Origin of the sequence: Streptomyces sp. VNUA24 (assembly GCF_029167005.1) — a bacterium.
Taxonomy (GTDB): Bacteria; Actinomycetota; Actinomycetes; order Streptomycetales; family Streptomycetaceae; genus Streptomyces; species Streptomyces scabiei.
The window spans coordinates 3197789-3224710 of sequence record NZ_CP119143.1 but is presented as its reverse complement, the minus strand read 5'-3'; the positions used below and the strand labels follow the sequence as shown (position 1 = coordinate 3224710).

Below are 26922 nucleotides of genomic sequence, written 5' to 3'. Positions count from 1 at the left end.
TCGTACTCCATGACCGAACCGATACCGCAGCCGGTGACCTGGGCGCTCGCGGCCGCCCTCCTCGCCGCCGCCGTGCTCCTGCTGCGCCAGTGGGGGATCGCCAGGCGGCAACGCGCGAGGAACGCCGCCCTGGCCGAGGACGTGCGGGCCCGGGAGGAGGAGCTGCGCCATCTGGTCACGGTCCGTCTGCCGGCCCTCGCCGACCCGGCCGGCCGGACCGTCCCCGCCGTCGGACCGCTCGACGCGCGGCTCGCCGGCACGGAGTTCGGCCAGGGCCTCGACGAGGTGCTGACCCGCTTCACCGGGACCGTCGAGCACGCGCGCACCCGTGCGGACCGGTCGGCCAAGGCCGCCCTCAAGGCGTCCATGCGCGCGATCCAGGCCCTCGCCAACGAGCAGCAGGTCGCCATCTCCGAGATGCAGGACCGGCACGACGACCCCGACGTGCTGCGCGACCTCCTCGAAGTCGACCACACCAACGCCCAGTTCGGCCGGCGTGCCCAGGCCATCGCCGTCCTCTGCGGCTCCTGGCCGGGACGGCAGCGCGCCACCTCCCCGCTCGTGGAGGTCGTCCGGGGCGCCACCTCCCGCATCCGCGACTACCGGCGCGTCCGCGTCCACGGCCAGGCCGGCATCGCCGTGGTGAGCCGCGCCGTGGAACCCGTCGTCCTCGCCGTGGCCGAACTGCTCGACAACGCCGCCCGTCACTCGCAGCCCGGCACCACGGTCGAGGTCGACGTCCAGCACGTCCACAACGGCGCGTGCGTCGTCATCGACGACGCGGGCGTCGGCATGGACGCCCACGCCGTGGCCCGCGCCACCCAGCTGCTCGGCGGCCAGGACGAGGTGGACGTCACCCGCCTCGGCGACCCGCCCCAGTTCGGCTTCGCCGTCATCGGGATGCTCGCCCGGCGCTACGGGTTCACCGTCTCCGTGGACACCCGCTCCCCGTACGGCGGCGTCCGCGCCGTCGCCTTCCTGCCCACCGAGCTGCTCACCCAGCCGGAGCCCGCCGTCCCGGAGCCGGCGGCCGGCCCGGCACCTGCGGTCGCGCCACCCGCGCCCGGGTCGGCCGCCCGGCCCGCCCCCGCCGGGAACGGCACCCCCGCGCCCGCCTCCGAGGACACCCCCGTGGGCACCACCGTGGGCGGGCTGCCCAGACGCCGCCGGCGCACCCCCGGGAACACGCCCGCCCCCGAGCCGCGGGAGGCGCCCGCCGCCGAGGACAAGCCCGGCCGTTCGCCCGAGGACAACGCCCGCATCATGGGCGCCTTCGCCCGCGGCACCCGCTTCGGCCGGGCGGCCGGACGCATCCTCGACGAGGACGAGTACGTCCCCGACACCGCCGCCGGGACCGGGCGGACCACCCCCCACGACGAAGGGACCCCCCACGCATGATCGAGCCCACGAACAACGAGCTGGGCTGGATGCTCGACGACGTGCTGAAGGTGCCGGAGGCCCGCCACGCCATCCTGCTCTCCGCCGACGGCATGCTCCGCGCCCACTCCGCCGACATCGACCGCGACGACGCCGAGCGGCTCGCGGCCGGACTCTCCGGACTGCAGTCGATCAGCCGCAGCACCGCCGAGTTCTGCGGCCCCTCCCCGAGCCCGTGGCGCCAGACCCTGATCGAGTTCGGGCACGGCTACGTCTTCCTCGTCGCGGCCGGCGAGGGCGCCTACCTCGCGGTCTCCACCGGCGACGAGGTCGACATGGAGTCGGTGACGTACCGCATGCACAAGCTCGTCGACCGGCTCGGCAAGGAGCTGTCCAGCCCGGCGAGGCTGGACACGGGAAGCAGGGCATGACAGCCCGCCGCCGGCCCGCGGAACGTCTGGTGCGGTCCTACGTCGTCACCGGCGGCCGTTCCCGTCCGACCCGCAACACCCTCGACCTGGTCACCCTGCTGATCGCCACCGGTGGCCCGCCGCCCGCCGGTCTCACCCCCGAGGCGCGCCGGGTCACCGAGCTGTGCCGCCCCGGCGCCCTCTCCCTCGCCGAGGTCGCCGGCCGGCTCTCGCTGCCCGTCAGCGTGACCAAGGTGCTGGTCGCCGACCTCATGGACAGCGGCCACATCGTCACCCGCGCCCCGGTCCCGGCCGCCCGGCCGTCCGACGCCAGAATCCTCCAGGAGGTCCTCGATGGGCTCCGCGCCCACCTCTGACGACGTCTACCTGCGGCCCACGGTACGGACGGCGGCCAAGCTGCTCGTCGTCGGTCACTTCGCGGTCGGCAAGACCACGTTCGTCGGCACCCTCTCCGAGATCCGGCCGCTGCGCACCGAGGAGGTCCTCACCGAGGCCGGTGCCCTGGTCGACGACCTGGCCGGCACCCGGGACAAGGCCACCACGACGGTCGCCATGGACTTCGGCCGGCTGACCCTCGACGACTCCCTGGTGCTCTACCTGTTCGGCGCGCCCGGACAGCAGCGCTTCACCCGGCTCTGGCGCGACATGACCCGCGGCGCGCTCGGCGCGCTCGTCCTCGCCGACACCCGGCGGCTGTCCCACTCCTTCGACGTGATGGGCGCCCTGGAGGACATCGGGCTGCCGTACGCGGTCGCCGTCAACGACTTCGACGGTGCTCCGGTGCACGGGCTGGACGAGGTGCGCGAGGCGCTCGACCTGCTCGACGAGACCCCGCTGGTGCGCTGCGACGCCCGCGACCCGGACTCCTCCACCCGGGCCCTGATCGCGCTCGTCGAGTACCTGCTCGGCCGCGAGACCGACACCGACACCGACACCGAGGCCGGGACCAAGTCCGGGACCAAGTCCGAGACCGAACCGGAGCCCGCGTGACCGCCCCGCCCCCACCCGGACCGCCTCCCGGCTGCCCGGCCCACCAGCCCATGTACGGACCGGAGTTCGCCGCCGACCCGGCCGCGTTCTACCGGCGGGCGCGCGCGCACGGCCCCACCGCCCCCGTCGAGCTGGCCCCCGGGGTCCGGGCCACCCTGGTCACCTCCTACGACGCCGCGCTGCACGTGCTGCGCGGCACGGAGACCTTCGCCAAGGACGCGCGCCGCTGGAGAGACCTCGGCGACGGCACGGTCCCCCCGGACAGCCCCGTCGTCCCGATGATGATGTACCGGCCCAACGCCCTGTTCTCCGACGGCGAGGAACACCGGCGGCTGCGCGGCGCCATCACCGACAGCCTCGCCCGCGTCGAGCCCCACACCCTGCGCGGCTACGTCGAGCGCAGCGCCGACACCCTCATCGACCGGCTGGCGCCGACCGGCGGCGCGGACCTGCTCGGCGAGTACGCCCAGGTGCTGCCCCTGCTCGTCTTCAACCACCTGTTCGGCTGTCCGGCCGAGCTGGGGGTCAAGCTGGTCGAGGGCATGTCCGCCATCTTCGACGGGGTCGACGCCGAGCGCGCCGACGCGCTGCTCACCGCCACGCTCTTCGAGCTGGTCACGCTGAAGCGCGAGCGGCCCGGGCCGGACGTGACGTCGTGGCTCACCCTGCACCCGGCGAAGCTCACCGACGAGGAGATGATCCACACCCTCGTCGTCCTCATGGGCGCGGGCACCGAACCGCAGCAGAACCTCATCGCCAACGCCCTGCGCCTGCTGCTCTCCGACGACCGCTTCGCCGGTGACCTGTCCGGCGGCAGCCTCCCCGTCGAGGACGCCCTCGACGAGGTGCTGTGGACCGACCCGCCGATGGCCAACTACGCCGTGCACTACCCGAAGCGGGACGTGCTCCACGGTGGCGCGCTGCTGCGGGCCGGTGACCCGGTCGTCGTCTCGCTGGCGGCCGCCAACACCGACCCCGCCCTCGGCACGGACCAGCGCACGGGCAACCGGGCCCATCTGGCCTGGAGCGCCGGTCCGCACAACTGCCCCGCCCGGAGCGAGGCCCGGCTGATCGCCTCGGTGGCGGTCGAGAAGCTCCTCGACCGTCTGCCGGACATCGAACTCGCCGTACCGGCCGAGGCGTTGGAGTGGCGACCCGGCCCCTTCCACCGGGCCCTGGCCGCGCTGCCGGTGACGTTCCCGCCCGCACCGGCCCTCGCCGCCCCCGCCCCCTCGGCCACCCGACCCGCACCGGAGCCGCCCGCCACCCCCGACGCGCGCCCGCGCCCGCCGGAGCCCGCCCGCCCGACGAACGGCTGGACCCGGCTGCTGTCCTGGTGGCGCGGCGAGTAGACGGCGAGGGCAGGACACCGGGCACGGCGGACGCGGTGCGCTCGCCGGAGCCGCGCACGGGGCGTGCGGGTATGACCACCGGCTCACGTCCCCGCGCCTCGAAGGGGCGCGGGGAACCGCGCGAGAAGCCCCACCGGACCGAGCCCGTCCTCCGAAGTGGTGGACGACGCCTGTCCACCGCGCGCCCGTCCACCGCACGGCATGTCGGCCGTGCAGAGCGCCGGGGCACTCCCCGGGCCGGTGGGAGCGGCTCTCCCGCCCGTCGGCGCGAGGCCCGTCCCGCGCCCCGCCGGACGCGAGGCGCGGTGCCCGTCAGCCTCTGCGGACCGGCAGTCGGCGGTGACCGTTGGAGATGAAGGACTCCACGTGACCCAACTCCTCTTCCGTGGCCCCCAGTTCGAGGTCGGGGAAGCGTGCGAAGAGGGCCGGGAGCGCGATGCGTGCCTCCATGCGGCCGAGCGGGGCGCCCAGGCAGTGGTGCACGCCGTGGCCGAAGGCCAGGTGTTCCTTGTCGGCGCGGGTGACGTCGAAGACGTCGGCGTCCTCGCCGTGGCGCCCGGGGTCGCGCCCGGCGGCCGCGTAGGCGGCCAGGATCGGGTCGCCCTGGGCGATCACCACTCCCGCCGGGCCCCCGAACTCGCCCAGGTCGAGGTCCTCCACGGCGTAGCGCAGCGGCAGGTTCGCCACCGGTGCCTCCACCCGCAGCGTCTCCTCGATCACGTCGTCCCAGGTCGCGCGGCCCTCCCGGACATGGGCCAGCTGTCCGGGGTGGGTGAGCAGGGAGTGCACGGCGCGGTCGAGGAGGTTGACCGTGGTCTCGTGCCCGGCGCTGACCACCAGCACCAGGGTGTCGAGGAGTTCCTGCTCGCTGAGCCGGGTGTCGTCCTCGTCGCGGGCGGCGATCAGCCCGCTGGTGAGGTCGTCGCCCGGTGACTCCCGCTTGGCGGCGACGAGTTCGCCCAGCACGCCGTACATCCGCTCGTAGGCGGCCGTCATCTCGCCCGGCTCGGCCGAGGTGTCGAACAGCTTGTCCACCAGCTCCTTGAGCACCAGCCCCTTCTCCTCGGGGAGCCCGAACAGCTCGCTGATCACCTGGATCGGCAGCGGGTAGCAGAACTCCTTCCGCAGATCGACCGTCCCACCGCGCCCGAAGCCCTCCTCGACACGGTCGAGCAGTTCCTCGGTGATCTCCTCGATACGCGGCCGCAGCGCGGCCGTCCGCCGCGCCGTGAGCGCCTTGGACACCAGGATCCGCAGCCGCCTGTGGTCACCGCCGTACGCGGTGAACATGTTCTGCACGGCGACCCAGGTGAACAGGGGCCACTCCGGGGTGATCTCGCCGGCGGCCAGCCTCGGCCAGTGCTGCCGCGCGTCCTTCGACACCCGGGGGTCGGTGAGCAGCCGCTTGAGCAGATCGGGGCTGCTCACCGCCCAGGCCTCGACATCGTGCGGCCCCGGGAGCAGGACCCGGGTCGCCGGGCCCCGTTCGCGGATCCGGGCGGCCTCACCGTGGATGTCACGGCCGGTCGGGTCGATCACCAGGGGGCTGGGGTGGCCCATGACGGGTCCTCCTGCGGTCTAAAGGAGTCCAACAGCGCAACGTGCGAGCCCGGTCACGCTACGGCTCCGCGGCGCCGCCCGGCGAGATCCCGCACCCCGCGCTGCGTACGGCGGCAACTTCCCTGCGCGTGCCCGCAAGTCGGGTGCGGCGCCCCGCTCCTAGGATCGGCCGCACCCCCCATCAAGAGCCGGTGAGTGCCATGACTGTCAGCAGGGTTCCGCGCTGGTTGTGTTCCTACAGCCGCGACGTACGTACCGTGCCGGCCGGCCGCTGGTGGTCCGCCGTGCGGGTGCCGGCGGCCCTCGGCGCCCCGGTGCTGGAGCTGCTCGGCGACGAGACGGGCGCCGTCATCGAGGACGGCTACGGCGGCATCCTGTACTGGCTGGTGCCGCCGGGCGCCGCCGTGGGACGGAAGCCGCCCGGTGTGCAGGTCCTCGGCCGCGGCAGCCATGTGGCCGTCCCGCCGCCGGGCCGTACCTCGGGCCCCGGCCTCTACTGGCGGGTCCCGCTCTCCCACGACAGCTACTGGACGAACGCGGAGCGCCTGCGCGCCGCCCTGGCCGAGGCGGTGGCCACCACCTCCCGGAACGACGGATCCCCGCGCCCCGTCTGAGGGGACGCGGGGATCCGCGCGAACGAAACGATCACGGACGGCCGTGACCGGGTGCGGACGGTCGTGAGCCGCTGCCGCAGGACCGGGAACGGCTGCCGTACGACCGCGAGCGGCCGCTGGGCCGCGCGTGTCCGCGAGCCGTCCGCACCCGGCGGACGGCTGTGGACTAGCCGATGTCCAGGGCGTGCTTCTCGCCCTGCTGGGCCGCCGCCCGCTTGGCCGACCGCTTCTGGCGGGGTTCCTGGTCCGGCAGCCAGCCGAAGGCCATCGTGCTGCCCACGGCTCCCATCAGCAGACCCACCACGAAGCCGCCGATGTTCGACGTGAGCCAGGTGCCCAGGGAGAGCATGATCCCGAGAATGGAGTAGAACAGCCGCTGCGTGGGGTTGAAGAGGATCAGCAACCCGCACACGATCATCAGCGAGGGCAGCAGGTAACCCGCCAGACCCTGCATTCCGATCTTCAGGATGACCGGCAGCGGTGCCTTCATGGTCAGCAGGATCTCGGCGCCGCCCAGCGCTAGCAACACACCACCGGCGAACGGCCGGTTCCCCCTCCACTCCCGGTATCGGCTCACTTCGGGCAGCCCCCGCTCGTGAAGTTCATGTGCAGGTCGGGCAGCTTGAAGACGGCCGCGGTGGCGGCGTAGTTGTGCTGGTACAGGTCGGTGATGGTGACCGAGTCGGCCTGCTGGCCGTAGACACCGGGGGGACCCTGCTGGTCGACCTTGTCGAACGTGCTGGAGTCCCGGCCGATCTCGATGTTGTTGAACGAGGCGTCACCCGAGATGTCGTCCGAGTCGATCGCCAGGTTCTTCACGCTCACCGGCGTGCCCTTGTTGCCGGCCGTGAGGACGAGCTGGATGCCGCCGAGGTCGACGCTCTGGCACAGGTTCGTGAGCTTGCCGTTCTTCACGACCGAGGTCACGACCAGCACCTGGCCGCCGGTGTCACCCTCGTTCGGGCTGTTCTCGATCATGTGGTCGAGCGCGCCGAACTGGGCGAAGCCCTGGCCTTCGAGCTTGTCGGCGGTGACCACGAAGGGCATGCCGGAGATGGCGAACTGGACACCCAGAGCGCCCTGTGCGGTGAGGATCATCAGACCCGCGGCGACCGCCGTGGCCGGCACCGCCATGATGGCGGCACGCTTCAGACGGACCCGCCCGCGTCTTCCGGACGCTTCGGGACCCTCGGGTCTTTCGTTGGTGGACGCCGTGGCGTCCGAGGACGAGGCCATGTGTGCTCCCTGGACTTCCATGTCATTGCAGGTGGGGCTTCGACGGCACGTTGTCCTGGCGCGGACACCGGTAGCGGCGCAAGGCTCGACGCACCTCCCGTGGGTGCAAGGGCTTACTTGCTACGCCGCAGTAGCCATTTGGGAAGTTACCGGTGGTTACTTTCAAGGGTCAAGGCGCTTGTGGCAAAAGGATGTTGGTTGTGCCGCCCCTGTGAAACGTGAACATCTCTCACCTTTGGTTTTACCGTCGAGGGCCCTCGAATTTCGGCCAACCCCGCCGTGATCAAGGGCAGCAACTTGCCTACGACGCCTTGACGTTGACTCTTCCTCAGGTCTACAACTCATCGGGGTTTCCCCCACGGATCCGTGGCGCCGGATCCGACGCGCAGCGCATGCCACCGTCCCGAACTCCCCGTCGCAGGCGAGGAGTGGGTGGTACCACCTGATCGCGCTGCGCGGCCCGACGCAGCACCACCCTTCGCCGCGGTGCCGGGCACGGTCGCCTTCCCCTCCACTGGGCCGTGTCCGGACCCCGGCTGTCGCTGTCGATCCGTCACGTACGGAGAAGGCGTGCCACGGATCGGCAGCGACCGTACGGCGCCCTGCGGCATCGCCGCGTCACCCCCGCGCGAACGGTGCCGTTCTCGCGCCCTCAGTCCAGCCCGCTTCCTGAGGGCTGTCACCCGCACCTCCGAGAGCCGTCACCCGCGGCCTCACTTCATGAGAAGAGGCTCCCCCATGCGTACGCGATCCCTCCTTGCCCTCGCCGCCGGCACCGCCGCCCTGATGGTGTCGGCCATCAGCCCCGCCTCCGCCGCCGACACCGTGCTCACCACCGGCGGCCTCGCCGGTGACGCCGTCGCGGTCGGCGACGTGCTCAACGCCTCGCTCGCGGCCGGCACGACCGGCAAGTTCTACTCCAGCGCGACGGGCACGAGCGGCGTCAACTGTGCCGCGTCGACCTTCACCGCCACGGTCACCGACAACCCGGCCGCGCCGGGCACCGCCACCGAGCGGGTCGACGCCCACACCTTCGGCAACTGCACCAGCAACGTCTTCGGTGTCACCGGCGTCAACAGCGTCACCGTCAACAACCTGCCGTACACCACCGCCGTGACCTCGGACGGCGTCGTCACGGTCACCCCGTCGGCCGGTTCGGTCCTGCAGACCACCGTCGTGCTGCGCACCCTGCTGGGCACCATCAACTGCGTCTACCAGGCCGCCAGCATCACCGGCACCTCCAGCAACGCCGACAACAGCATCAACTTCACCGCCCAGCCGTTCACCAAGACGTCCGGCTCGTCCCTGTGCTTCGCCACCGGCTACTTCACGGCGAAGTACTCGCCCGTCACCGACGCCAACCAGGGCAACGCGACGGTCTTCACCAACTGACCCGACCTGGACGTCGGTTACCGGTCCGGCGGCCGGTAACCGACTCGGCCCGGACGGGCCGGCCGCCCGACCGGCGGCCGGCCCGTCAGGCCGGTCAGTCGTCGACACGAGAGCGGTGCCTGCGTCCGCGGAGGAACAGGACGGCGCCCACGGCCAGGACCAGGGCCGTGGCGCCGCCCGCCACCAGCGGTACGGAGGTGCCGCTCTCGTTCGTCGTGGAGGCGACGGGAGCGCCGGGGTCGGCCGCCGGTGCCCCGGCGCCGCTGTCCGGGGGCGGGGCCTGCGTACTGCCGCTCGGCGCCGCCGAGGCGGGCGCGGGCGTCCCCGGGGCCGGCTTCCCGGCCCCGGCCCCCTCGCGTGCGGCGGGCGTCTTCGCGGAACTCGCCCCGCCCGTACCGGAGTCGGCCCGCTTCGTCTTCGGGAACACCACGTCCGAGCACGAGTAGTAGGTGTCGACCGTGCTCGTGTTCTGCCAGATCGTGTACAGCACATGGCGCCCGGACCGGTCCGCCGGCAGCTTCGCCGAGAACCGGTACGAGCCGTCCCGCAGCGGCGGGTCCGTGACCGAGGCGAACGGCCGCTCGGGCAGATCGGACCAGGACAGCGGTTTCGTGGGGTCGTAGCCCGGCTTCGTCAGGAACAGCTTGAAGGTCCCCGTGTGCGGAATCGTCGACCGATAGGTCAGGTTCAGCGTGCCGCCGGGGGAGAGGCGGGTCGAGGGCCAGTCGGCGCGGGCCAGGTCGAGCCCCTTGTAGGGCGCGAGCCCGCCGCTGCACAGCTGCCCGTCCGGGACGACCTGGCGGTCCCGTCCGTTCACCCCGGCGATCCGCAGGTTGTCCCACGCGGTGAAGGGGCCGCCGTTCGCGGCGACGGCCGCCCTGCACGCCGCCGAGCCCTGCGCCTCGCCTTCGGGCGAGCACGCCGAGACCCGGCTCACCGGATCCGTCGGCGCGCCGTGCGCGCGCGCCGGGGTGGCGGTGCCCGCGGTGAGGAGCAGCGGGGCGACGACGACGGCGGCGGCCGTCGCGACCGCGGCCCGGCGGCCGCCGTCGCCACGGCCGGCGTCGCGGTGGGCGGCGTCGCGGTGGGCGGCGTCGCCGTGGGCGCCGGGCCGGTGGGCACCGGCCGGGTGGGTGCCGGTGCGGCGGGCGGACAGGCGGTACATCCGATACGTCCGATCCAAGGGGGCGGGAGGCTGACGGTCCACCGTGTCGTACGGGACCCGGGGGTGCCGCGTTCAACGCCGCGATCCCGTTCGACCGGCCGGATCCGGCCAGGCGCCGCGGGGCGGAGGTGCCTCGGCAAACCCGGCGAAGCGGCACATCGGGACCCGACTGCACTGCCGCATAGGGGAGTTCCCGGGGGGTCGAGGGTTTTCCCCGTATCCCCATGACCAGCACTTTGCCTACTGTCATCGCACAGCCGAACCATAGGTAACCCCTGGTGGACGGCTCGCGCTTGGCCGGCTTTCTGCGCCATCCCTTTCCGGACCCCCCGCCGCTTCGATGAAGAAGCGTTTCACCGCCCGCTCCTCCCCTGACATGAGCAGGCCACGAAAGGCGAAGCCCTTGCGAACCTCCACCTCTCGCCCCACCGGACGGAAGCTCATATCCGTCGCCGCGGTCTCCGTCGCCCTCGTGGCCGGCATGACCTCCTCCGTCGCCGTCGCCCAGACCCCCTCCGCCAAGGCCGACACCACGCCCGCCGTCGCCGGTGCCACCGAGGCCGCGCCCGGCACCACCGCCGAGCGCCTGATCGTCGGATACAAGTCCGGCGCCACCGAGGCCACCTCGAACAAGGCGGCCGACGCCGACGCCGCGGCCAAGGGCAAGGAGACCGGCGAGAGCCTGGACTTCCAGCGCCGGCTGGGCAGCGGCGCCGCCCTCGTCGACCTGGGCGACGACGTCACCAAGGCGGACGTCGCCGACGTCATCGCCGAGTACCGGGCCGACCCGCAGGTCGCCTATGTCGCCCCGGACCGCCTCAACAAGGCGATGGCCACCCCGAACGACACCGAGTACAGCAAGCAGTGGGACCTGTACGAGGCCACCGCGGGCATGAACGTGCCGGGCGCCTGGGACAAGGTCACCGGCACCGGGGTGACGGTCGCCGTCATCGACACCGGTTACGTCGCCCACTCGGACCTCGCCGCGAACATCGTCGGCGGCTACGACTTCATCTCCGACACCACGGTCGCCAACGACGGCAACGGCCGTGACAGCAACCCGGCCGACCCGGGCGACTGGACCGCGGCGGGCGAGTGCGCCGCGGGCGACCCGGCCAGCACCTCCTCCTGGCACGGCACCCACGTGGCCGGCACCATCGCCGCCGTCACCAACAACAGCAAGGGTGTCGCCGGTATCGCCTACGGCGCCAAGGTCTCCCCGCTGCGGGTCCTCGGCAAGTGCGGCGGCTACGACTCCGACATCATCGACGCCATCACCTGGGCGTCCGGCGGCACCGTCTCCGGCGTGCCCGCCAACACCAACGTCGCCAAGGTCATCAACATGAGCCTCGGCGGTGGCGGTGCCTGCACCTCCGCGACCCAGACCGCGATCAACGCCGCCGTGAACCGCGGCACCACGGTCGTCGTCGCGGCGGGCAACAGCAACGCCAACGCGGCCAACTACTCGCCGGCCAGCTGCAACAACGTGATCTCGGTCGCGGCCACCAACCGCGCCGGCTCCCGCTCGTACTACTCCAACTTCGGTTCGGTCGTCGACATCGCGGCCCCCGGCGGCGAGACCCGCACCGTCGAGTCCGGCGGCATCCTGTCCACGCTGAACGCGGGTGCCTCGGGCCCCGGCAGCGAGTCCTACGACTACTACCAGGGCACCAGCATGGCCGCCCCGCACATCGCGGGCCTCGCCGCACTGGTGAAGTCGGCGAACTCCGCGCTGACCCCGGCCCAGATCGAGTCCGCGATCAAGACCAACTCGCGTGCTCTGCCGGGCACCTGCTCGGGCGGCTGCGGCGCCGGCCTCGCCGACGCGGCCAAGACGGTGCAGGCGGTGACCGGTGGAGGCTCCACGGGGGGCACCACCTTCACCAACACCACGCCCCTGTCCATCCCGGACAACGGCGCCGCGGTCGAGTCCTCGATCTCCGTCACCGGTCGCACCGGCAACGCGCCCTCGGCGCTCCAGGTCGGCGTGGACATCACCCACACCTACCGCGGTGACCTGGTCCTGGACCTGGTGGCCCCCGACGGCTCGACCTACCGTCTCAAGGCATCCAGCTCGGACAGCGCCGACGACCTGGTCACCACCTACTCGGTGAACGCCTCCAGCGAGGTCGCCAACGGCACCTGGAAGCTGCGCGTCCAGGACGTCGCGGCCGCCGACACCGGCCGCCTCAACAGCTGGAAGCTGACCTTCTGATCCTCGGCCCCCGGGCCGAACCCCCGGCCGGACGGCCGGACCGCAGGACCGCCACCCCCCACTGCCGGCGGCCGGCCGATGCGAGCGGGCATCGGCCGGCCGCCGGCTCATGTGCGCCGGGCGTTAGCGTATGCGTATGCCGACAGAGAACTCCGAGGCGCCCGCACCCGTGCCGGCCCCGGTGACCTGCCCCCGCTGCGGGGCCTCGGGGCCCGCGGTGCGCACGGTCCCGGACGCCTGCGCCGACCCCGACTCCCGTCGCTCCGGCCTCTCCGACCGGCTCGCGAAGGCCCCGGGCGCGCATTCCCGGTTCGACAGCTTCACGCACTTCCTGGAGGGCATGGTCCTCGCCGGCATCGGCGCGGGCCTCGCCTACAGCGGCGCACAGAACGACAAACCCCTCTACACGGCGGGCGGCGCGGTCCTCGCCGTCCTCCTCCTCGCCGGCACCCTCTGGGTGATCCGCGGCGAGGCCCGCGAACGTGCCGCCGTCACGGCGGGCGGTCCCCGCGCGGACGCCCTGTGGCGGCCCGCCCACCACTGCGCCCCCTGCGACCGCGTCTTCTACCCCACGGGCAGCCCGTGGCCGGTGCCGCTGACGACGGACCAGTTCCGCAAGTACGTCTGGACCGAGGCCGGTTTCGAGCGGTACATGGAAGGACGGCTGGCCACCGTGGAACTCCCGCCCCGGACACCCGCCGGTCCGGCCGGCCCCGCCGACCCGAGGGGCACCTACGGCCATGCCTGACGCCCCCGTCGTCCACGCCGACGACCCGGCCTCCTTCCCGCACGGCGTCCTCGCCGAACGGCACCCGGCCCTCCTCCGCAAGGTCCGCGACGCGACCCCCTACGGCCCCGAACAGCGCCGCGCCCTGGACGCGTTGCTGGACAACACCCTGCACGGCGCGGTCGAACCACCGCCGGACGACGACTGGTGGGACACCTGGGACGTACGCCGCCACGCGGGCCGCTCCTGGTTCTCCCTGCCCTTCCTGGTCGCCGAGAGCTGCTTCTACCGCCAACTCCTGCGCGCCGTCGGCTACTTCGGCCCCGGCCCCTGGCAGGGCGTCGACCCGTTCCGCCCCTTCAAGCTCGCCGAACTGGACACCCCCGAGGCGGCCGCCGAACTCACCGCCCTGGGCCCGCTGTCGCAGCGGCCCCTCCCGGACCAGCTCCTCGCCCTCCTGCACGGCTCCCTCTGGGGCAACCGGGCGGACCTGGGCTTCCGCCTCCAGACCGCGCAGGCCGACGAGAGCGCCGCCTCGTCCCCGCTGGTGGCGGACGACACCGACGCGCTGCTCACCCTGCTGACGGGCGGCGACCACGCCACCGCCGGACGCGTCCTGTGCCTGGTCGCCGACAACGCGGGCCGGGAACTGATCCCCGACCTCCTCCTCGTCGACCACCTCCTCACCCACGGCCACTTCGCCCGCGCCGTCCTGCACCTGAAGCCGTACCCGTACTTCGTCTCGGACGCCACAACCGCCGACACCCTCGACGCCGTACGCCACCTGGTCGCGGCGAAGACCGACGCGGGCCACCGGCTGCACGCCGCCCTCGCCGAGGGCCGCCTGACCCTGCGCGCCCACCCCTTCTCCTGCGCCCCGCTGCCCTACGCGGACATGCCCGCCGACCTGCGCGCCGAGTTCGCCTCCGCCGACCTGACCCTGATGAAGGGCGACCTCAACTACCGCCGCCTGGTGGGCGACCGGCTCTGGCCCCCCACCACCCCCTTCGCGGAGGTCACCTCCACCTTCCCCGGCCCCGTGGCCGCCCTGCGCACCCTCAAGTCGGACGTCGTCACGGGCCTGACCCCCGAGACGGAGACGGCCCTCGTCACCGCCGAGGGACAACGCTGGCGGACGAGCGGGACGAGAGCGCTGATCCAGGTCAGGGGCTGAGGCGGTTGGCGGGACATGCGGCCCGCGCAGCCACGGTTGCCCCGTTTCCGAAGACCTTGCGCGAGTGGGCGATCGGCCATGGCTCCCGCCCTGGAGACAGCGGACCTCGCATTCGTGGGGACTCGACTTGTCGGATCGGCTTATGAGCCGACTGCACGGGAGGTCACGTGCAGGGAGGGGGCGTGCCGTGACGGCATGACACTTCGGCTTTTGCTGAGCGGGGGGTTGGCAGGTGGCCTATCCTCATGGCTGCGCTGCTCGAGTTGGGCTCGACAACTACCGTGATCTGGGCGGCCGCTGATGGTCAAGTGCCCCGCGTTCCCTGTGTACGATAGGGTCCCTGCCGTCCGATATGTCGGAATGTGCGCACTCTTCTGTTCTGCTGCCGAAAGAATCGGGCTCGATGTACCACTCGTGGTCGTATCGCAAATCGACCTTCAGCGATATCGCAGGTAATCAGTGTGTCGAAGTCGCATCTACGGGGCGTGAGGTCCGTGTGCGGGATTCGAAGGGAATGGATCCCGGAGTGTTGACCTTTCGGCCAGAGCCTTGGCGGGCGTTCCTCGGTACGGGTCTCTTGGTGAGTGATGAGAGATCCGCATCCGGCGATATGTGACCTGTTGCCGGACGCGAATCCCCGGTCGCCCGCGGCGCTTGCGCAGCTGCGGTAGATCTCTTGAGTCGTGACGCCTTATCGGCCTGAACCGCCGAGTTGGCCCGCGAGGGCCAGTCCGGCAGTTGCCACTGCTCCCGCAGTCGCAATTCCTGTCTCATCGGGTGTGAGAATCAGAACGATGACCGCTGCGGCCAGTGAGGCCACCGCAACAAATGCGGAGGCCAAGGCGTTGGTGTGAAGACGGTGGCGAGAGTGGGCGTTTCGCGATTCCTGCCCCGACTGTTCGGGTGCGGATTCGTGATCATGCATCGATGTACTCCAGATGGCCCGGGTCTTGGTGGTGCGGAGCACCCTCGCTTGCAGGCGATGGTCTCCTGCAGGGCGAATTCCCTCGGTCCCGCGTGATCATTCATCAGGTGTTGGTCGATGCCATGCGGAACTCTCGAATCCACCGGGTCTGGTCATGGAGTCGGTACATCATTTTGGCGCGCTGCCGATTGCGATCTCGCCACACGCCATGTAGCAGATTGGTGGTTTATTCGGTTGCTTCGGTGAGCACACCTACCTACACGTGGTAGCGCCGCGTCGGCCCGCCCCCTGCATCACCTGGGTGATTGCCATCCGGGCCGTGGTGCGCGACCGTGTTTCCATACGCTGATCTCCGGTGGCCCGGGCGATCAGCAGGGGGCGCGTCTCGTTGCAGCGAAACCGCCCCCGCTGTGGCTTCGCCTGTGCGGAGCCACAGTCATGTGGCCGGACGTTCATCGATGCGACTAGGCATGCTTCTGTGCGCCCCCTTGTGTATGCCGAGCGCCAGCCCCTGCTGCCTGTCGGCCGGTGCCGAGCGCGCTGGGTGCGATCGAGAGAGGACGAAGCCGCGTTGATTCAGGCGGTGTGGGAGATCTCGTCCTCGCCTTCCTGGGAGGGTGGCCTCAGGTCATCCGGCTCCGCCTCGATGTACTCGGCCATCCGGAGCAGGATCCGAGGCACCGTCTCTCCCTTGATGGCTTGCTCCTCCAGTGCCCAGAACAGCTCAAGAAACTTGACGAATTCCTCGGTCGCCGTGCTGACACTGGCGGTCCCGCGAAGGTTCTCCAGGTAGACGAACGGCGGCATGCCCTCTTCGAACTCGAACAACGTGAAGGGACCTTGAGACGCGAGGATGCCGCAACTGAAGGGCAGGATCATGATCTGTCTGCGTGGATGGGCCGCGAGCTGGGCCAGTCGGCGCAACTGCGCCCGCATCACGCCTGGGCCGCCCACCTGCCTTCGCAGTACCGCCTCGTCGATGAGGAAGTAGAACTCGGCGTCATCGCGTTCCAGGGACTCCTGACGGAGCATGCGCCCCTCGAGCATGCGTTGCCGCTGATGCTCCGAGAACCGTTCCGGAGTGAATGCGCGGATGACTTCCGCCGCGTACTCCTCGGTCTGTAGCAGTCCTGGTAGGGCCAGGGGCTGGAAGCTGCGGGTCACCAGTGCAGACGATTCCATTGCGAGGAAGTCCAGGAACTCTTGCCCGTAAATGTCTCGATACTCGACGAACGGCATCTTGCGGCTTCCCCGAGCCAGTTCGAGCAGCCGATCAATCATCACGCGATCGGTGATGTTGTACAGCCTCATCAGCGAGCGAAGATCGTTCGCTGAAATGCCTACCTCGCCCGACTCTATACGGAGCAGCTTGCTCGGCGACCACTCCATCTCGTGCGCCACCTCGCGTTGCGTCAGGCCGACGGTGTTCCTGGCCTTCCGCAGTTCGGTGCGCAGCTGCAGTCGCTGTATCGCGGGGCTTCCTCTGCTCGGTGTCGCCATCCGTCCCCCAAACTGCTATACCGCTGATTGTCGCATCGCCAACTGGAAAATGACTGACCAGTACGACGCATAAAGCAGGCCGTCTTTCTGCGGAGTCACATGACTCGGCCCGCTGTCTCATACACCCCATGCACCTCAGATTTCACTTCGGTCGGCAGGCTGATGTGCAGTCAGCGGTCACATCCGGTCTGTTGACGGTCGGCAGGCGTCGTCCAGGCCTGCGCTCGGCAAATGATTTCGTTCTTAAATTCGCCTTATTGCAGGAAACGCAACGTGCTAGCACGGAGCGTCGGACACATGACGGCCTCCGACTGAGCGGACGGACGCACCTGGAGGGGGAGGTACGAAGAAATCGTCCAGGTTCACGCGATGGTGTGATCATGTGCCCCCGTCCGGATGCCCGCCGGGGGCCACGGGTAGGGCCCGGCCATGACGCAGCCGTTCGCACTCCCGCACTTCTACCTGCCGTATCCCGCGCGGCTGAACCCCCACCTCGAAGAGGCCCGTGCCCATTCCTCCGTGTGGGCGCGGGAGATGGGCATGCTGGAGGGCTCCGGCGTATGGAACCAGGCGGACCTGGACGCGCACGACTACGGACTGCTGTGCGCGTACACCCATCCCGACTGCGACGGGCCGGCGCTCTCGCTCATCACCGACTGGTACGTGTGGGTGTTCTTCTTCGACGACCACTTCCTGGAGCTCTACAAGCGCTCCCAGGACCGGCCCGGCGGCAAGGCCCACCTCGACCGGCTCCCGCTGTTCATGCCGCTGGACCTCTCCGTCCCCGTACCCGAGCCGCGGAACCCGGTGGAGGCGGGCCTCGCCGATCTGTGGGCCCGTACGGTGCCGTCGATGTCGGCGGACTGGCGCCGCCGCTTCGCCGTGGCGACCGAGCACCTGCTCAACGAGTCGATGTGGGAGCTGTCCAACATCAACGAGGGCCGGATCGCCAACCCGGTCGAGTACATCGAGATGCGCCGCAAGGTCGGCGGCGCGCCCTGGTCGGCCGGACTGGTCGAGTACGCGACCGCCGAGGTGCCGGAGTCCGTCGCGGACACGCGGCCGCTGCGGGTGCTGATGGAGACGTTCTCCGACGCCGTCCACCTGCGCAACGACCTGTTCTCCTACCAGCGGGAGGTCGAGGAGGAGGGCGAGAACAGCAACGGCGTGCTCGTCCTGGAGACCTTCTTCGGCTGCGGCACCCAGCAGGCCGCCGAGACCGTCAACGACATCCTCACCTCCCGGCTGCACCAGTTCGAGGACACCGCGCTCACCGAGGTCCCCGCGATCGCCGTGGAGAAGGGCCTCACACCGGGCGAGCTCGCCGCCGTCGCGGCCTACACGAAGGGGCTGCAGGACTGGCAGTCCGGCGGCCACGAGTGGCACATGCGCTCCAGCCGCTACATGAACGAGGGCGCCACGTCCGCGCGCGGCCCCCTGGACCTCGGCGGCGCGCTCCTCTCCGGCCCCGCCCTGGCCACCCGGGCCGGGCACGGCACGTCCGCCGCGGACGTGGGCGCGCTGCTCGCGACCGCCGCCGCGCAGCGACTGCGGGCCCACACGCACCAGCCGTACCAGAAGGTCGGTCCCTCGCGCCTGCCCGACTTCCTCATGCCCTTCCGGGTCGCGCTCAGCCCCCACCTGGACGGCGCCCGACCCCGCCTCACCGCCTGGGCGCACGCGATGGGCATCCTGTCCGAGGGCGTCTGGGACGAGGAGCGGCTCGCCGCCGCCGACCTGCCGCTCTGCTCGGCCGGCCTCGACCCGGACGCCACCCCCGGGCAACTCGACCTCAGCTCCGCCTGGCTGGCCTGGGGCACCTACGGCGACGACTACTACCCCCTGGTCTTCGGCCACCGCCGCGACCTCGCCGCCGCCCGCCTGACCACGGCACGCCTCTCCGACTGCATGCCCCTCGACGGCGAGCAGGTCCCCCTCCCGGCGAACGCCATGGAACGGGCCCTCTTCGACCTGTGGACGCGGACGACGGCGGCGATGACCCCCGACGAGCGGCGCGGTCTGAAGGAGTCCGTCGACAAGATGACCGAGAGCTGGGTGTGGGAGGTGTTCAACCAGATCCACCACCGCGTCCCCGACCCGGTGGACTACCTGGAGATGCGCCGCGCCACCTTCGGCTCCGACCTCACCCTCAGCATGTGCCGGATGGGCCACGGCCCGCAGATCCCGCCGGAGGTGTACCGCAGCGGCCCCGTCCGCTCGCTGGAGAACGCGGCCATCGACTACGGGTGCCTCATCAACGACGTGTTCTCGTACCAGAAGGAGATCGAGTACGAGGGCGAGGTGCACAACGCGATCCTCGTCGTGCAGAACTTCTTCGGCTGCGACTACCCGGCCGCGCTCGGTGTGGTCCACGATCTGATGACCCAGCGGATGCGGCAGTTCGAGCATGTCGTCGCCCATGAACTCCCCGTCGTCTACGACGACTTCCGGCTCTCGCGGGAGGCGCGGGCCGTCATGGGCGGCTATGTGACCGACCTGCAGAACTGGATGGCCGGCATCCTCAACTGGCACCGCAGCGTGGACCGCTACAAGCCGGAGTTCCTGGCCCGCCGCGCCCACAACTTCGTCCCGGACCGCCCCCCGGCGCTGTCCTTCACACCGGTGCGCACGGGCTGACTCCCGCCGGGGTCCGCCGGGCGGGGCGCCGCCGCCCGGGTCCCGGCGGGCGCCTGGGGTCGACATGACGGGGTGTCAGTCTCACTCTTTCGTGGCTCGTCGGGCCATGACGGGCCGGGTAGGTGTCCGGCCGGAGGTGGCGACACCATGGAACAGACCGCGTTGAGACCCAAACCCATGCCGGGCCGGGAGTCCGGTGACGAGCGCCCGTCGGGCATCGCCCGGCGCCCGCACGCCGCGCCCCGTCGCGCCCGGCAACGACTGATCACCCTGCTGTCCGCCCTGGTCACCTGCGTGATCCTCGTTCTGTCGGGCGTGGGGCTCGGCACGATGGGCGCCACGGTGACCGGCATGAGCCGGCTCGCCCCGTCGCGGGAGCCGGCGCCGGCGGACGCCGCCCGGCCCGACGACGGCCGCTCCCGGACGACACCCCTGAACTCCGTGTCAGGGCGGGGGAGTGCACCGCCCGCGGTCCCCGTCGCGGCCGTACGCCCGACCCTCGGCGTCGATGTCGTCGACGCCCCGGGGGACGCACAGGGCAGGGGCGCGCTCGTGGCCGGGGTCCATGTGCCCGGCGCCGGGTACCGCGCGGGCCTGGTCCGCGGTGACGTCGTCCTGTCCCTGGGCGGCACCCGGACCGCCACGGCGGCCGACCTCGCGCGGGCGGTCGCCGCCGCCCGCCCCGGAACGGCCCTCAGACTCGCCGTACGCCACGCGAACGGCGCCCGGCAGTACCTGGTCGCCGTGCCGGGGGTGGCCACCTGACCGCCGCCGGCGCACGCGAGCCCATGGCGGGGGCCCCGCGCCGGCCGGCGTGATGCCGCAATGGGCTCGCGTGCGCCGCGGCGGAGGGGCAGGATGCTGCCCGTAGGCCCAGGGCAGCTCCGAGCGGACGGAGGCAAGGATGACCGGCACATCCGGCGAGGGGGACGCCGCCGCGCCCCGTGGCTCCGACGGCCCGCCCCCGCCCGTCACCGCCGGGGCGCCACTGCCGCCCTTCACCGCCGACGACCACCGGGCCCGGATGCGGCGCGCGGCCCGGGCCGCCGCGGACGCCGGGCTCGACGGGCTGCTCGTCGCGCCCGGCCCCGACCTGGTGTGGCTGACCGGGCACCGGCCGCCGGAGACCGAGCGGCTGACGATGCTCGTCCTGCGCGACGGCGAGGACCCCGTGCTGGTGGTCCCCACCCTGGAGGCCCCGGACGCCGCCGCGGCGCCCGGCGGCCCCGCGCTCACGCTCCACGACTGGACGGACGGCAAGGACCCCTACGAGGCGGCCCTCGCCGTCCTCGGCCCGGGCGGCCGCTTCGGTGTCAGCGACAACACCTGGGCGCTGCACCTGCTCGGTCTGCGGCGGCGGCTGCCGGGGACGTCGTTCACGGCGCTCACCGAGGCCCTGCCCATGCTGCGGGCGGTGAAGGACGAGGCCGAGCTGCGGCGGATGGCGACGGCGGGCGCGGCCGCCGACCGGGCCTACGAGGAGATCCGGCAGGTGTCCTTCGCCGGACGCCGGGAGGCCGAGGTCGCCGCGGACCTCGCCGCGCTGCTGCGCCGGTTCGGGCACTCCCAGGTCGACTTCACCATCGTCGCGTCGGGCCCGAACGGCGCCAACCCGCACCACGAGGCCGGGGACCGCGTCATCCGCGACGGCGACATGGTCGTCCTCGACTTCGGCGGCCTCAAGGACGGCTACGGCTCCGACACCTCCCGGACCGTCCACGTCGGTGAGCCGGCCGCCGAGGAACGCGAGGTGCACGACGTGGTGCGGGCCGCCCAGGAGGCCGGTTTCCGCGCGGTACGGCCCGGCGCGGCCTGCCAGGACGTCGACCGGGCCGCCCGCGCCGTCATCGCCGACGCCGGGTACGGCGACCGCTTCGTCCACCGCACCGGGCACGGCATCGGCGTCACCACCCACGAGCCGCCGTACATGATCGAGGGGGAGGAGCTTCCGCTCGTGCCCGGCATGTGCTTCTCGGTCGAACCCGGGGTCTATCTGCCGGGCCGTTTCGGCGTCCGGATCGAGGACATCGTGGCGGTGACCGAGGACGGCGGCCGACGCCTCAACAACACCACGCGCGAGATGGCGGTGGTCGAGTGACCCACCGCGTACCCTCGCTGCTCTGAGCCCCCGGACGACGGCGCGACCATGACCCAGGCACCGACACCCACCGCGGACAGCGTCCGCCTGCTGGTCCGTTCCCTGCTGCGGAACGGGGCCGGCCGCAGCGGCGACGGACCCGACGTACGGCCCGTCGCCGGGGACGAGACCCACCGCACCTGGTGGGTCGGCACCCGCCATGTGCTGCGTCTGACGACCGACCGGCACGCCGTCGTACGGCAGAAGCGCGAGCTGCGGCTGCGGGACCTGGTGCGTCCGCACATCGGCGTGGCCGTCCCCGTGAGCGTCGCCCACGGGGAGTGGTCGGGCGGGCTCACCTACACGCTCGACACGAGGCTGCCGGGCGGTACGGCCGAGGACCACGATGTGTCCGCGGTGGGCGAGGCCGACCTGGCGGCGCTGCTGACGGGGCTGCGCGAGGTGCCGGCCCGGCAGGCCGAGGCCCTCGGGGTGCCGCGGCTCGCCCCGCGCTCGCTGGAGACCCTGCGGACGGCGGCCGGGCGGGCGGCGCGGGTCCTCGCCGGCGCCGACGAGTTCGACGCCGGGCGGCTCGGGCAGCTGACGTCCGGGAGCGCCGCGCAGCTGACGGCGCCGGGGGCGGTGCTGGTCCACCACGGCCTGACGGGCGACCATCTCGTGGTGAGCGCGGACGGCCGGGTCCGGGGGGTCCTCGACTGGACCGGGACGGTCGTCGGCGACCCCGCCGAGGACATCGCCGGTCTCGCGACGGCCGTCGGTTCCCCGGCCGCCGTCCGCGCGGCCACCCTCGCGGGGTACGGCGCCCGCCCTTGCCTGCGCGGCCTCTGGCTGGCCCGCTGCGACACGGTCATCGCCCTCGCGGAGGGCCTGCGCGGCCCGGCCCCGGCCGCGCTGCCCGCCCTGCGGCACCGCCTGCGGCACGCCTGGGAGGCGATCCTGCTGGAGCGGGTGACGGATCTGCGGGGCGAGGACTGAGGGCGAGGACCGGGGGGAGAGGGGCCGGGGGAGGCCCGGGGATCACGCCACCGTCAGGACCACGCACGACTGCCCGCCCAGCGTCAGCACCCCGTCCGCGCCCGGCGCCGCGACCGGGTCCCAGGACGCCAGCACCCGCGCGTGCGGCACCCCCACCGGGATCGAGGCGGTCTTCTCGCCCAGGTTCAGCGCCACGCACACGTCACCCCGCCGGAAGCCGAACCACCGCGCCTCCTCGTCGTGGGCGACCTTGACGTCGGAGAGGTCGGGGTCGGAGAGGTCGGGGTGGGCGCGGCGCAGGGCGATGAGGGTGCGGTACCAGGCCAGCATCCGGGCGTGCGGCTCGCGCGCCGGTTCGGACCAGTCGAGGCAGGAGCGGTCGCGGGTCGCGGGGTCCTGGGGGTCGGGGACGTCCTCCTCGGCCCACCCGTGCGCCGCGAACTCCCGGCGCCGCCCGCGCCGTACCGCCTCCGCGAGGTCCGGATCGGTGTGGTCCGTGAAGAACTGCCAGGGGGTGGAGGCGGCCCACTCCTCGCCCATGAAGAGCATCGGGGTGAACGGGCCCGCCAGCACGAGCGCGGCCGCGCAGGCCAGCAGGCCGGGGGAGAGGGTCGCGGCGAGGCGGTCGCCCTGCGCGCGGTTGCCGACCTGGTCGTGGGTCTGGGTGTAGCCCAGCAGCCGGTGCGCGGACAGGCTCGTACGGTCCAGGGGGCGGCCGTGGTGGCGCTCCCGGAACGACGAGTACGTGCCGTCGTGGAAGTAGCCGCCCGTCAGGGTCTTCGCCAGACCCGAAAGGCCGGCCCGCGCGAAGTCCTCGTAGTAGCCCTGCGACTCACCGGTCAGGGTGGTGTGCAGGGTGTGGTGGAAGTCGTCGTTCCACTGGGCGTGCAGTCCGAGCCCGCCCCGCGAGCGCGGGGTCACCAGGCGCGGGTCGTTCAGGTCCGACTCGGCGATCAGGAACAGCGGCCGGTCCACCTGGGCGGCGAGCGCGTCGACGGCCGCCGACAGCTCCTCCAGGAAGTGCAGGGCGCGGGTGTCCCGGAGCGCGTGCACCGCGTCCAGGCGCAGTCCGTCGAGGCGGTAGTCGCGCAGCCAGGCGAGCGCGCTGTCCAGGAAGTACGCCCGCACCTCGTCCGAGCCGGGCGCGTCCAGGTTGACCGCGGCCCCCCAGGGCGTGTGGTGCCGCTCGGTGAAGTAGGGCCCGAAGGCGGGCAGATAGTTGCCGGAGGGGCCCAAGTGGTTGTGCACGACGTCGAGCACGACGCCGAGGCCCTGCTCGTGCGCCGCGTCCACGAACCGCTTCAGCGCCTCGGGACCGCCGTACGGTTCGTGCACGGCCCACGGCGAGACGCCCTCGTAGCCCCAGCCGTGCGTCCCCGGGAACGGGCACAGGGGCATCAACTCCACGTGGGTCACGCCCAGTTCGACCAGATGGGCGAGGCGTCCGGCGGCCGCGTCCAGGGTGCCCTCGGGCGTGTACGTGCCCACGTGCAGCTCGTACAGGACCGCGCCCGGCAGCCCGCGTCCCGGCCACGCGGCGCGCCACGCGTACCGCCCGTGGTCGACGACCGCGCTCAGCCCGTCGGGGCCGTCCGGCTGCCGGCGCGAGCGCGGATCGGGGAGGACCGGGCCGTCGTCGACGGCGAAGCCGTACCGCGTGCCGTCCGCGGCCTCCGCCTCCACGGTCCACCACCCCGGCCGCCGCGGATCGCGCTCCATCGCGTGCGTCGCGCCCGCGCGGTGGAGCGTCGAACGGTCGGCCTGCGGTGCCCACACCTCGAACTGCACGGAACGGTTCTCCCTCGGCTGCCGGTCGTCGTCATGGGTGGTCGGGGGCCGAGCCGCTCCGGCACGCACCCGACGCGTCACCGGAACCGCTCGCCTCCATCGTGCGCCACACGGGATCTCCGCGCGGCCGGATCGCCGCATTCGCCCCATGGGTCGCACCTCCGGTCCGGCGGGTGTCCGGGGATGTGTCCGGGGATGGTCACCGTTCACGGCTTGTCTGGACACCCCCGGCTCCCCTGACCGACAATCACACGCGTGACGTCGTCCTTCGAGTTCCACACGTATCCCGCGCGGTTGTCGGACGCCGAGCGCGACCGCGCGCTGAGGGCGCTCCGTGACGGCGTCGCACTCGGCCGCCTGTCCCACGACACGTTCATCCGGCGGATGGAGCTGGCGCTCACCGCCCGGCGTTCCGACGAACTCGCCGCGCTCACCGCCGATCTGCCCGTCGAGAAGCGCTGGTCGCGGCTGGTGCTCGGCACCGTCGGGGCGGTCTCCGGCTTCGGTGTGAAGCTGCGCCGCGCCTGGCAGGCCGAGCGGCTCCCGAAGCTCCAGCTGCCGCACCCGGGGAGCGATCACGCCCTGCGCATCGGCCGCGACCCCGGCAGCGGTCTGCGGCTCAGCCACGAGACGGTCTCCCGGGTGCACGCCGAGCTGAGCCGTCAGGGCGGCCTGTGGATCCTGCGCGACCTCGGCTCCACCAACGGCACCACGGTCAACGGCCGTCGGGTGATCGGCGCGGCCGTCGTCCGCGACGGCGATCAGGTCAGTTTCGGCCGGATGAACTTCCGGCTCTCCTCGGAGTGACCTTCCGACCGAACCCACGGCAAAGCTCTGGCCTGGTCTTTACGCAGCGAGTTTGTCACCTTCCCTTGCCTTCCAGGGTGTTGACGCACGTTCTCGGCCGTGACTGACTGTGGGTACACCATGCACACCAGGTGAACCGACGGCACCACATTCGTGGAGGTGTGTGCCCTGCCGCCACTCCTCCGTTATCCGACCGTGGACGAGTTGTCCGCCCGTGCCGCCCGGCTCGTCGACCGCCACCCGCACCGCGCCCGGCTGCGCCGCGTGGGCACCTCGCGGGCCGGCACCCCGATGTGGCTGCTGTCCGTCGGACGGGGCGACCGCCACGCCCTCGTCGTCGCCGGCCCGCACGCCAACGAACCCGTGGGCGGCGCCACCGTCCTCCGGCTCGCCGAACGGATCCTGGCCGACCCCCGGCCGGCCGACGCCGCCGACACCACCTGGAACCTGCTGCTGAGCCTCGACCCCGACGGCTCCCGCCGCAACGAGGGCTGGCTGTCCGGCCCGTACACCCTCGGGCACCACTTCCGGCACTTCTTCCGCCCCGGCTTCCTGGAACAGCCCGAGTGGCTGCCCGACGGCGCCGGCGGTGCCGTCATGCCCGAGACCCGCACCCTGCTCGACCTCCAGGACGAGCTGCGGCCCTTCTTCCAGTGCTCGCTGCACGGCGTCGACGTCGGCGGCGGCTTCGTGGAGCTGACCCGTGACCTGCCGGGTCTGGACCGGCGCGTCGCGGGCGCCGCGGCCCGCCTCGACATCCCGCGCGAGCTGAGCCCGTACGACACCCTGTACTGGCCCCGCCTCGGGCCCGCCGTCTACCGCATCCCGCCCCCGAGCCGCGGCGACCTCGCCGCCGCCATCACCGAGGCCGCCGTCGAGTCCACCTGGTACCACCCCCACCGGTACGGCACGGTCACCGCCGTCGTCGAGGCACCGATGTGGGGCGTGAGCGCCGTCGAGGACGCCTCCCTGCCGGCCGACGCCGACGCCGTGCTCCGCCGGGTCAGCCAGGCCCTGCGCCGCGACACCCGGCTCCTGGAGGGCATCCTCGCCCGCGTCCGCCCCTCGGTGACCCGCGGCCCGGACGCCGCCCGGTTCCTCGCCCCGGTCGACGACTACCTCCTGGTCGGACCCGGCCTCGCCGACTCCTGGGACCCCGACGTCCACGACGCCGCCGCCCGCCCGCTGCCCCCGCTCGACACCGCCCGGCTCACCACCCTCGCCATCTCCGGACGCCGGGTCGCCCTGCGCACCGCCGGGCTGCTGCACCAGCTGGTGACCCGCGCGGGACACGACCCGGCGGACGCGCTGCCCGAGCTGGACCGGCTCGTCGACCTGTGGTGCGCCGACTACCGCGACGGCTACCGGGCGCGCTGGATCCCCGTCGCCCGCCAGGCGGAGTACCAGGCCCGCGTGGTCCTCGCCGCGTTCGAACTGGCCGCCGGACGGGCGGACGACTCCCTTTCGGGTGAGCCGGGATGGAGTTCCGAGCCCGTCGTGCCGATGCACCGGGAATGACGCACTCCACCCGCGCGGCCCGCGCCGGCCTGCTCGCAGCCCTCGCCCTCCTCACCGTCGCCGCCTCGGCCCCCGCCCGGACCGCCGCCGTCCAGGGCGACTGGCTCTACGTCTCCCTCACCCGGGGCGACGCCCGCTCCTCCGACACCCGCGGCACCCTGCTCCTGTGCGACCCGCCCCAGGGCCACGGCCGCGCCACCCAGGCCTGCGCGGACCTCCGCGGGTCCGACGGCGACATCGCCCGCATCCCGCACCGGCCCGCCGTCTGCACCGAGATCTACGCCCCCGTCCGGGCCTCCGCCGAGGGCCGGTGGAGCGGTCGGCAGGTCGCCTACGAGCAGACCTTCGCCAACGCGTGCGTGATGGCGGCCCGGACGGGAGCGGTGTTCGCCCTCGCGGACTGACGCCCGCGCCGCCTCCCCGGCCCCGCGCCGTGCCCGG

24 protein-coding genes are annotated in these 26922 nt (G+C 72.5%); 18 read left to right on the top strand and 6 right to left on the bottom strand.

Features of this window, described 5'->3' with window-relative positions; genetic code table 11:
- Positions 1–9: 9 nt before the first annotated feature.
- From PYR72_RS13440 to PYR72_RS13420, 5 genes are read left to right on the top strand one after another with little or no spacing between them, the layout of a single operon-like run.
- The gene (locus PYR72_RS13440) at positions 10–1398 is read left to right on the top strand and encodes an ATP-binding protein (protein ID WP_275455572.1); all 1389 of its coding nucleotides are present in this window, start codon (positions 10–12) and stop codon (positions 1396–1398) included.
- Positions 1395–1808: a roadblock/LC7 domain-containing protein gene (locus PYR72_RS13435; RefSeq protein WP_275455571.1), complete on the top strand. Its 414-nt coding sequence runs from the start codon at positions 1395–1397 to the stop codon at positions 1806–1808. The genes PYR72_RS13440 and PYR72_RS13435 overlap by 4 nt, the downstream gene beginning before the upstream one ends.
- Complete coding sequence (locus tag PYR72_RS13430; RefSeq protein WP_275455570.1) at positions 1805–2164, top strand: DUF742 domain-containing protein; 360 nt, start codon at positions 1805–1807, stop codon at positions 2162–2164. The genes PYR72_RS13435 and PYR72_RS13430 overlap by 4 nt, the downstream gene beginning before the upstream one ends.
- On the top strand, positions 2142–2798 hold the full coding sequence (locus tag PYR72_RS13425) for an ATP/GTP-binding protein (protein WP_275455569.1): 657 nt from the start codon (positions 2142–2144) through the stop codon (positions 2796–2798). Before PYR72_RS13430 ends, PYR72_RS13425 begins: the two co-directional genes overlap by 23 nt.
- 50 nt (positions 2799–2848) lie before the next feature.
- On the top strand, positions 2849–4150 hold the full coding sequence (locus PYR72_RS13420; protein ID WP_275460403.1) for a cytochrome P450: 1302 nt from the start codon (positions 2849–2851) through the stop codon (positions 4148–4150).
- Between the two features lie 312 nt (positions 4151–4462).
- Here PYR72_RS13420 and PYR72_RS13415 read toward each other — a convergent pair whose 3' ends face one another.
- Positions 4463–5710: a cytochrome P450 gene (locus PYR72_RS13415; protein ID WP_275455568.1), complete on the bottom strand. Its 1248-nt coding sequence runs from the start codon at positions 5708–5710 to the stop codon at positions 4463–4465.
- A 200-nt stretch (positions 5711–5910) separates the two neighbouring features.
- Here PYR72_RS13415 and PYR72_RS13410 point away from each other — a divergent pair, with 200 nt between their 5' ends.
- Positions 5911–6324, top strand: coding sequence for a hypothetical protein (locus PYR72_RS13410; protein WP_275455567.1), 414 nt, complete (start codon positions 5911–5913; stop codon positions 6322–6324).
- Between the two features lie 166 nt (positions 6325–6490).
- Here PYR72_RS13410 and PYR72_RS13405 read toward each other — a convergent pair whose 3' ends face one another.
- Both PYR72_RS13405 and PYR72_RS13400 read right to left on the bottom strand, forming a co-directional pair.
- Positions 6491–6901: a DUF6114 domain-containing protein gene (locus PYR72_RS13405; RefSeq protein WP_275455566.1), complete on the bottom strand. Its 411-nt coding sequence runs from the start codon at positions 6899–6901 to the stop codon at positions 6491–6493.
- Positions 6898–7560: a DUF6230 family protein gene (locus PYR72_RS13400; RefSeq protein ID WP_275455565.1), complete on the bottom strand. Its 663-nt coding sequence runs from the start codon at positions 7558–7560 to the stop codon at positions 6898–6900. The genes PYR72_RS13405 and PYR72_RS13400 overlap by 4 nt, the downstream gene beginning before the upstream one ends.
- 738 nt (positions 7561–8298) lie before the next feature.
- On the opposite strand from PYR72_RS13400, the gene PYR72_RS13395 reads away from it, so the two are divergent.
- Positions 8299–8952: a Tat pathway signal sequence domain protein gene (locus tag PYR72_RS13395; RefSeq protein WP_275455564.1), complete on the top strand. Its 654-nt coding sequence runs from the start codon at positions 8299–8301 to the stop codon at positions 8950–8952.
- A gap of 94 nt (positions 8953–9046) precedes the next feature.
- Here the strand turns inward: PYR72_RS13395 and PYR72_RS13390 are convergent, their stop codons facing one another.
- Complete coding sequence (locus PYR72_RS13390; protein WP_275455563.1) at positions 9047–10135, bottom strand: lytic polysaccharide monooxygenase; 1089 nt, start codon at positions 10133–10135, stop codon at positions 9047–9049.
- A 385-nt stretch (positions 10136–10520) separates the two neighbouring features.
- Here PYR72_RS13390 and PYR72_RS13385 point away from each other — a divergent pair, with 385 nt between their 5' ends.
- The 4 genes from PYR72_RS13385 to PYR72_RS13370 all read left to right on the top strand — a co-directional run bounded on the left by PYR72_RS13385 (position 10521) and on the right by PYR72_RS13370 (position 14849).
- Complete coding sequence (locus PYR72_RS13385; protein WP_275455562.1) at positions 10521–12332, top strand: S8 family serine peptidase; 1812 nt, start codon at positions 10521–10523, stop codon at positions 12330–12332.
- A gap of 136 nt (positions 12333–12468) precedes the next feature.
- Positions 12469–13080, top strand: a complete 612-nt coding sequence (locus tag PYR72_RS13380) for a hypothetical protein (protein ID WP_275455561.1) — start codon at positions 12469–12471, stop codon at positions 13078–13080.
- Positions 13073–14233 (top strand): damage-control phosphatase ARMT1 family protein, encoded by a 1161-nt coding sequence (locus PYR72_RS13375; RefSeq protein WP_275455560.1) that lies wholly within the window; start codon positions 13073–13075, stop codon positions 14231–14233. The genes PYR72_RS13380 and PYR72_RS13375 overlap by 8 nt, the downstream gene beginning before the upstream one ends.
- A gap of 352 nt (positions 14234–14585) precedes the next feature.
- Complete coding sequence (locus tag PYR72_RS13370) at positions 14586–14849, top strand: DUF397 domain-containing protein (RefSeq protein ID WP_343245525.1); 264 nt, start codon at positions 14586–14588, stop codon at positions 14847–14849.
- An 885-nt stretch (positions 14850–15734) separates the two neighbouring features.
- Here PYR72_RS13370 and PYR72_RS13365 read toward each other — a convergent pair.
- Positions 15735–16658 (bottom strand): helix-turn-helix transcriptional regulator, encoded by a 924-nt coding sequence (locus tag PYR72_RS13365; RefSeq protein WP_275455558.1) that lies wholly within the window; start codon positions 16656–16658, stop codon positions 15735–15737.
- A gap of 429 nt (positions 16659–17087) precedes the next feature.
- Between PYR72_RS13365 and cyc2 the strand changes: the two genes are divergently transcribed.
- From cyc2 to PYR72_RS13345, 4 genes are all read left to right on the top strand, one after another.
- On the top strand, positions 17088–19295 hold the full coding sequence (cyc2, locus tag PYR72_RS13360; RefSeq protein ID WP_275455557.1) for a germacradienol/geosmin synthase Cyc2: 2208 nt from the start codon (positions 17088–17090) through the stop codon (positions 19293–19295).
- A 147-nt stretch (positions 19296–19442) separates the two neighbouring features.
- Complete coding sequence (locus tag PYR72_RS13355) at positions 19443–20060, top strand: PDZ domain-containing protein (RefSeq protein ID WP_275455556.1); 618 nt, start codon at positions 19443–19445, stop codon at positions 20058–20060.
- Positions 20061–20319: 259 nt separating this feature from the next.
- On the top strand, positions 20320–21393 hold the full coding sequence (locus PYR72_RS13350; protein ID WP_275460402.1) for an aminopeptidase P family protein: 1074 nt from the start codon (positions 20320–20322) through the stop codon (positions 21391–21393).
- A 48-nt stretch (positions 21394–21441) separates the two neighbouring features.
- A complete protein-coding gene (locus tag PYR72_RS13345; protein WP_275455555.1) occupies positions 21442–22368 on the top strand; it encodes an aminoglycoside phosphotransferase family protein in 927 nt (308 codons plus the stop codon).
- 42 nt (positions 22369–22410) lie between these two features.
- Here the strand turns inward: PYR72_RS13345 and treZ are convergent, their stop codons facing one another.
- Positions 22411–24156 carry a malto-oligosyltrehalose trehalohydrolase gene (treZ, locus tag PYR72_RS13340; RefSeq protein ID WP_275455554.1) on the bottom strand — a complete coding sequence of 582 codons (1746 nt, stop codon included), beginning with the start codon at positions 24154–24156 and terminating at the stop codon, positions 22411–22413.
- Between the two features lie 255 nt (positions 24157–24411).
- Here treZ and PYR72_RS13335 point away from each other — a divergent pair, with 255 nt between their 5' ends.
- The 3 genes from PYR72_RS13335 to PYR72_RS13325 all read left to right on the top strand — a co-directional run bounded on the left by PYR72_RS13335 (position 24412) and on the right by PYR72_RS13325 (position 26885).
- Entirely contained in the window at positions 24412–24963 is a 552-nt protein-coding gene (locus PYR72_RS13335; protein ID WP_012999847.1) for a DUF1707 and FHA domain-containing protein, read from the top strand.
- Between the two features lie 153 nt (positions 24964–25116).
- Positions 25117–26481 (top strand): M14 family zinc carboxypeptidase, encoded by a 1365-nt coding sequence (locus PYR72_RS13330; RefSeq protein WP_275455553.1) that lies wholly within the window; start codon positions 25117–25119, stop codon positions 26479–26481.
- Positions 26478–26885, top strand: coding sequence for an SSI family serine proteinase inhibitor (locus PYR72_RS13325; protein WP_275455552.1), 408 nt, complete (start codon positions 26478–26480; stop codon positions 26883–26885). Before PYR72_RS13330 ends, PYR72_RS13325 begins: the two co-directional genes overlap by 4 nt.
- Positions 26886–26922 lie beyond the last annotated feature (37 nt).

What these genes read in the sequence shown, in the direction of transcription:
- PYR72_RS13435 (WP_275455571.1), top strand. Translation starts at nt 1,395, where the DNA reads ATGATCGAGCCCACGAACAACGAGCTGGGCTGGATGCTCGACGACGTG.
- PYR72_RS13440 (WP_275455572.1), top strand. Translation starts at nt 10, where the DNA reads ATGACCGAACCGATACCGCAGCCGGTGACCTGGGCGCTCGCGGCCGCC.
- PYR72_RS13355 (WP_275455556.1), top strand. Translation starts at nt 19,443, where the DNA reads ATGGAACAGACCGCGTTGAGACCCAAACCCATGCCGGGCCGGGAGTCC.
- PYR72_RS13325 (WP_275455552.1), top strand. Translation starts at nt 26,478, where the DNA reads ATGACGCACTCCACCCGCGCGGCCCGCGCCGGCCTGCTCGCAGCCCTC.
- PYR72_RS13380 (WP_275455561.1), top strand. Translation starts at nt 12,469, where the DNA reads ATGCCGACAGAGAACTCCGAGGCGCCCGCACCCGTGCCGGCCCCGGTG.
- PYR72_RS13345 (WP_275455555.1), top strand. Translation starts at nt 21,442, where the DNA reads ATGACCCAGGCACCGACACCCACCGCGGACAGCGTCCGCCTGCTGGTC.
- PYR72_RS13425 (WP_275455569.1), top strand. Translation starts at nt 2,142, where the DNA reads ATGGGCTCCGCGCCCACCTCTGACGACGTCTACCTGCGGCCCACGGTA.
- PYR72_RS13415 (WP_275455568.1), bottom strand. Translation starts at nt 5,710, where the DNA reads ATGGGCCACCCCAGCCCCCTGGTGATCGACCCGACCGGCCGTGACATC.
- PYR72_RS13370 (WP_343245525.1), top strand. Translation starts at nt 14,586, where the DNA reads ATGTCGGAATGTGCGCACTCTTCTGTTCTGCTGCCGAAAGAATCGGGC.
- PYR72_RS13400 (WP_275455565.1), bottom strand. Translation starts at nt 7,560, where the DNA reads ATGGCCTCGTCCTCGGACGCCACGGCGTCCACCAACGAAAGACCCGAG.
- PYR72_RS13410 (WP_275455567.1), top strand. Translation starts at nt 5,911, where the DNA reads ATGACTGTCAGCAGGGTTCCGCGCTGGTTGTGTTCCTACAGCCGCGAC.
- cyc2 (WP_275455557.1), top strand. Translation starts at nt 17,088, where the DNA reads ATGACGCAGCCGTTCGCACTCCCGCACTTCTACCTGCCGTATCCCGCG.
- PYR72_RS13365 (WP_275455558.1), bottom strand. Translation starts at nt 16,658, where the DNA reads ATGGCGACACCGAGCAGAGGAAGCCCCGCGATACAGCGACTGCAGCTG.
- PYR72_RS13395 (WP_275455564.1), top strand. Translation starts at nt 8,299, where the DNA reads ATGCGTACGCGATCCCTCCTTGCCCTCGCCGCCGGCACCGCCGCCCTG.
- PYR72_RS13420 (WP_275460403.1), top strand. Translation starts at nt 2,849, where the DNA reads ATGTACGGACCGGAGTTCGCCGCCGACCCGGCCGCGTTCTACCGGCGG.
- PYR72_RS13350 (WP_275460402.1), top strand. Translation starts at nt 20,320, where the DNA reads ATGCGGCGCGCGGCCCGGGCCGCCGCGGACGCCGGGCTCGACGGGCTG.
- PYR72_RS13375 (WP_275455560.1), top strand. Translation starts at nt 13,073, where the DNA reads ATGCCTGACGCCCCCGTCGTCCACGCCGACGACCCGGCCTCCTTCCCG.
- PYR72_RS13430 (WP_275455570.1), top strand. Translation starts at nt 1,805, where the DNA reads ATGACAGCCCGCCGCCGGCCCGCGGAACGTCTGGTGCGGTCCTACGTC.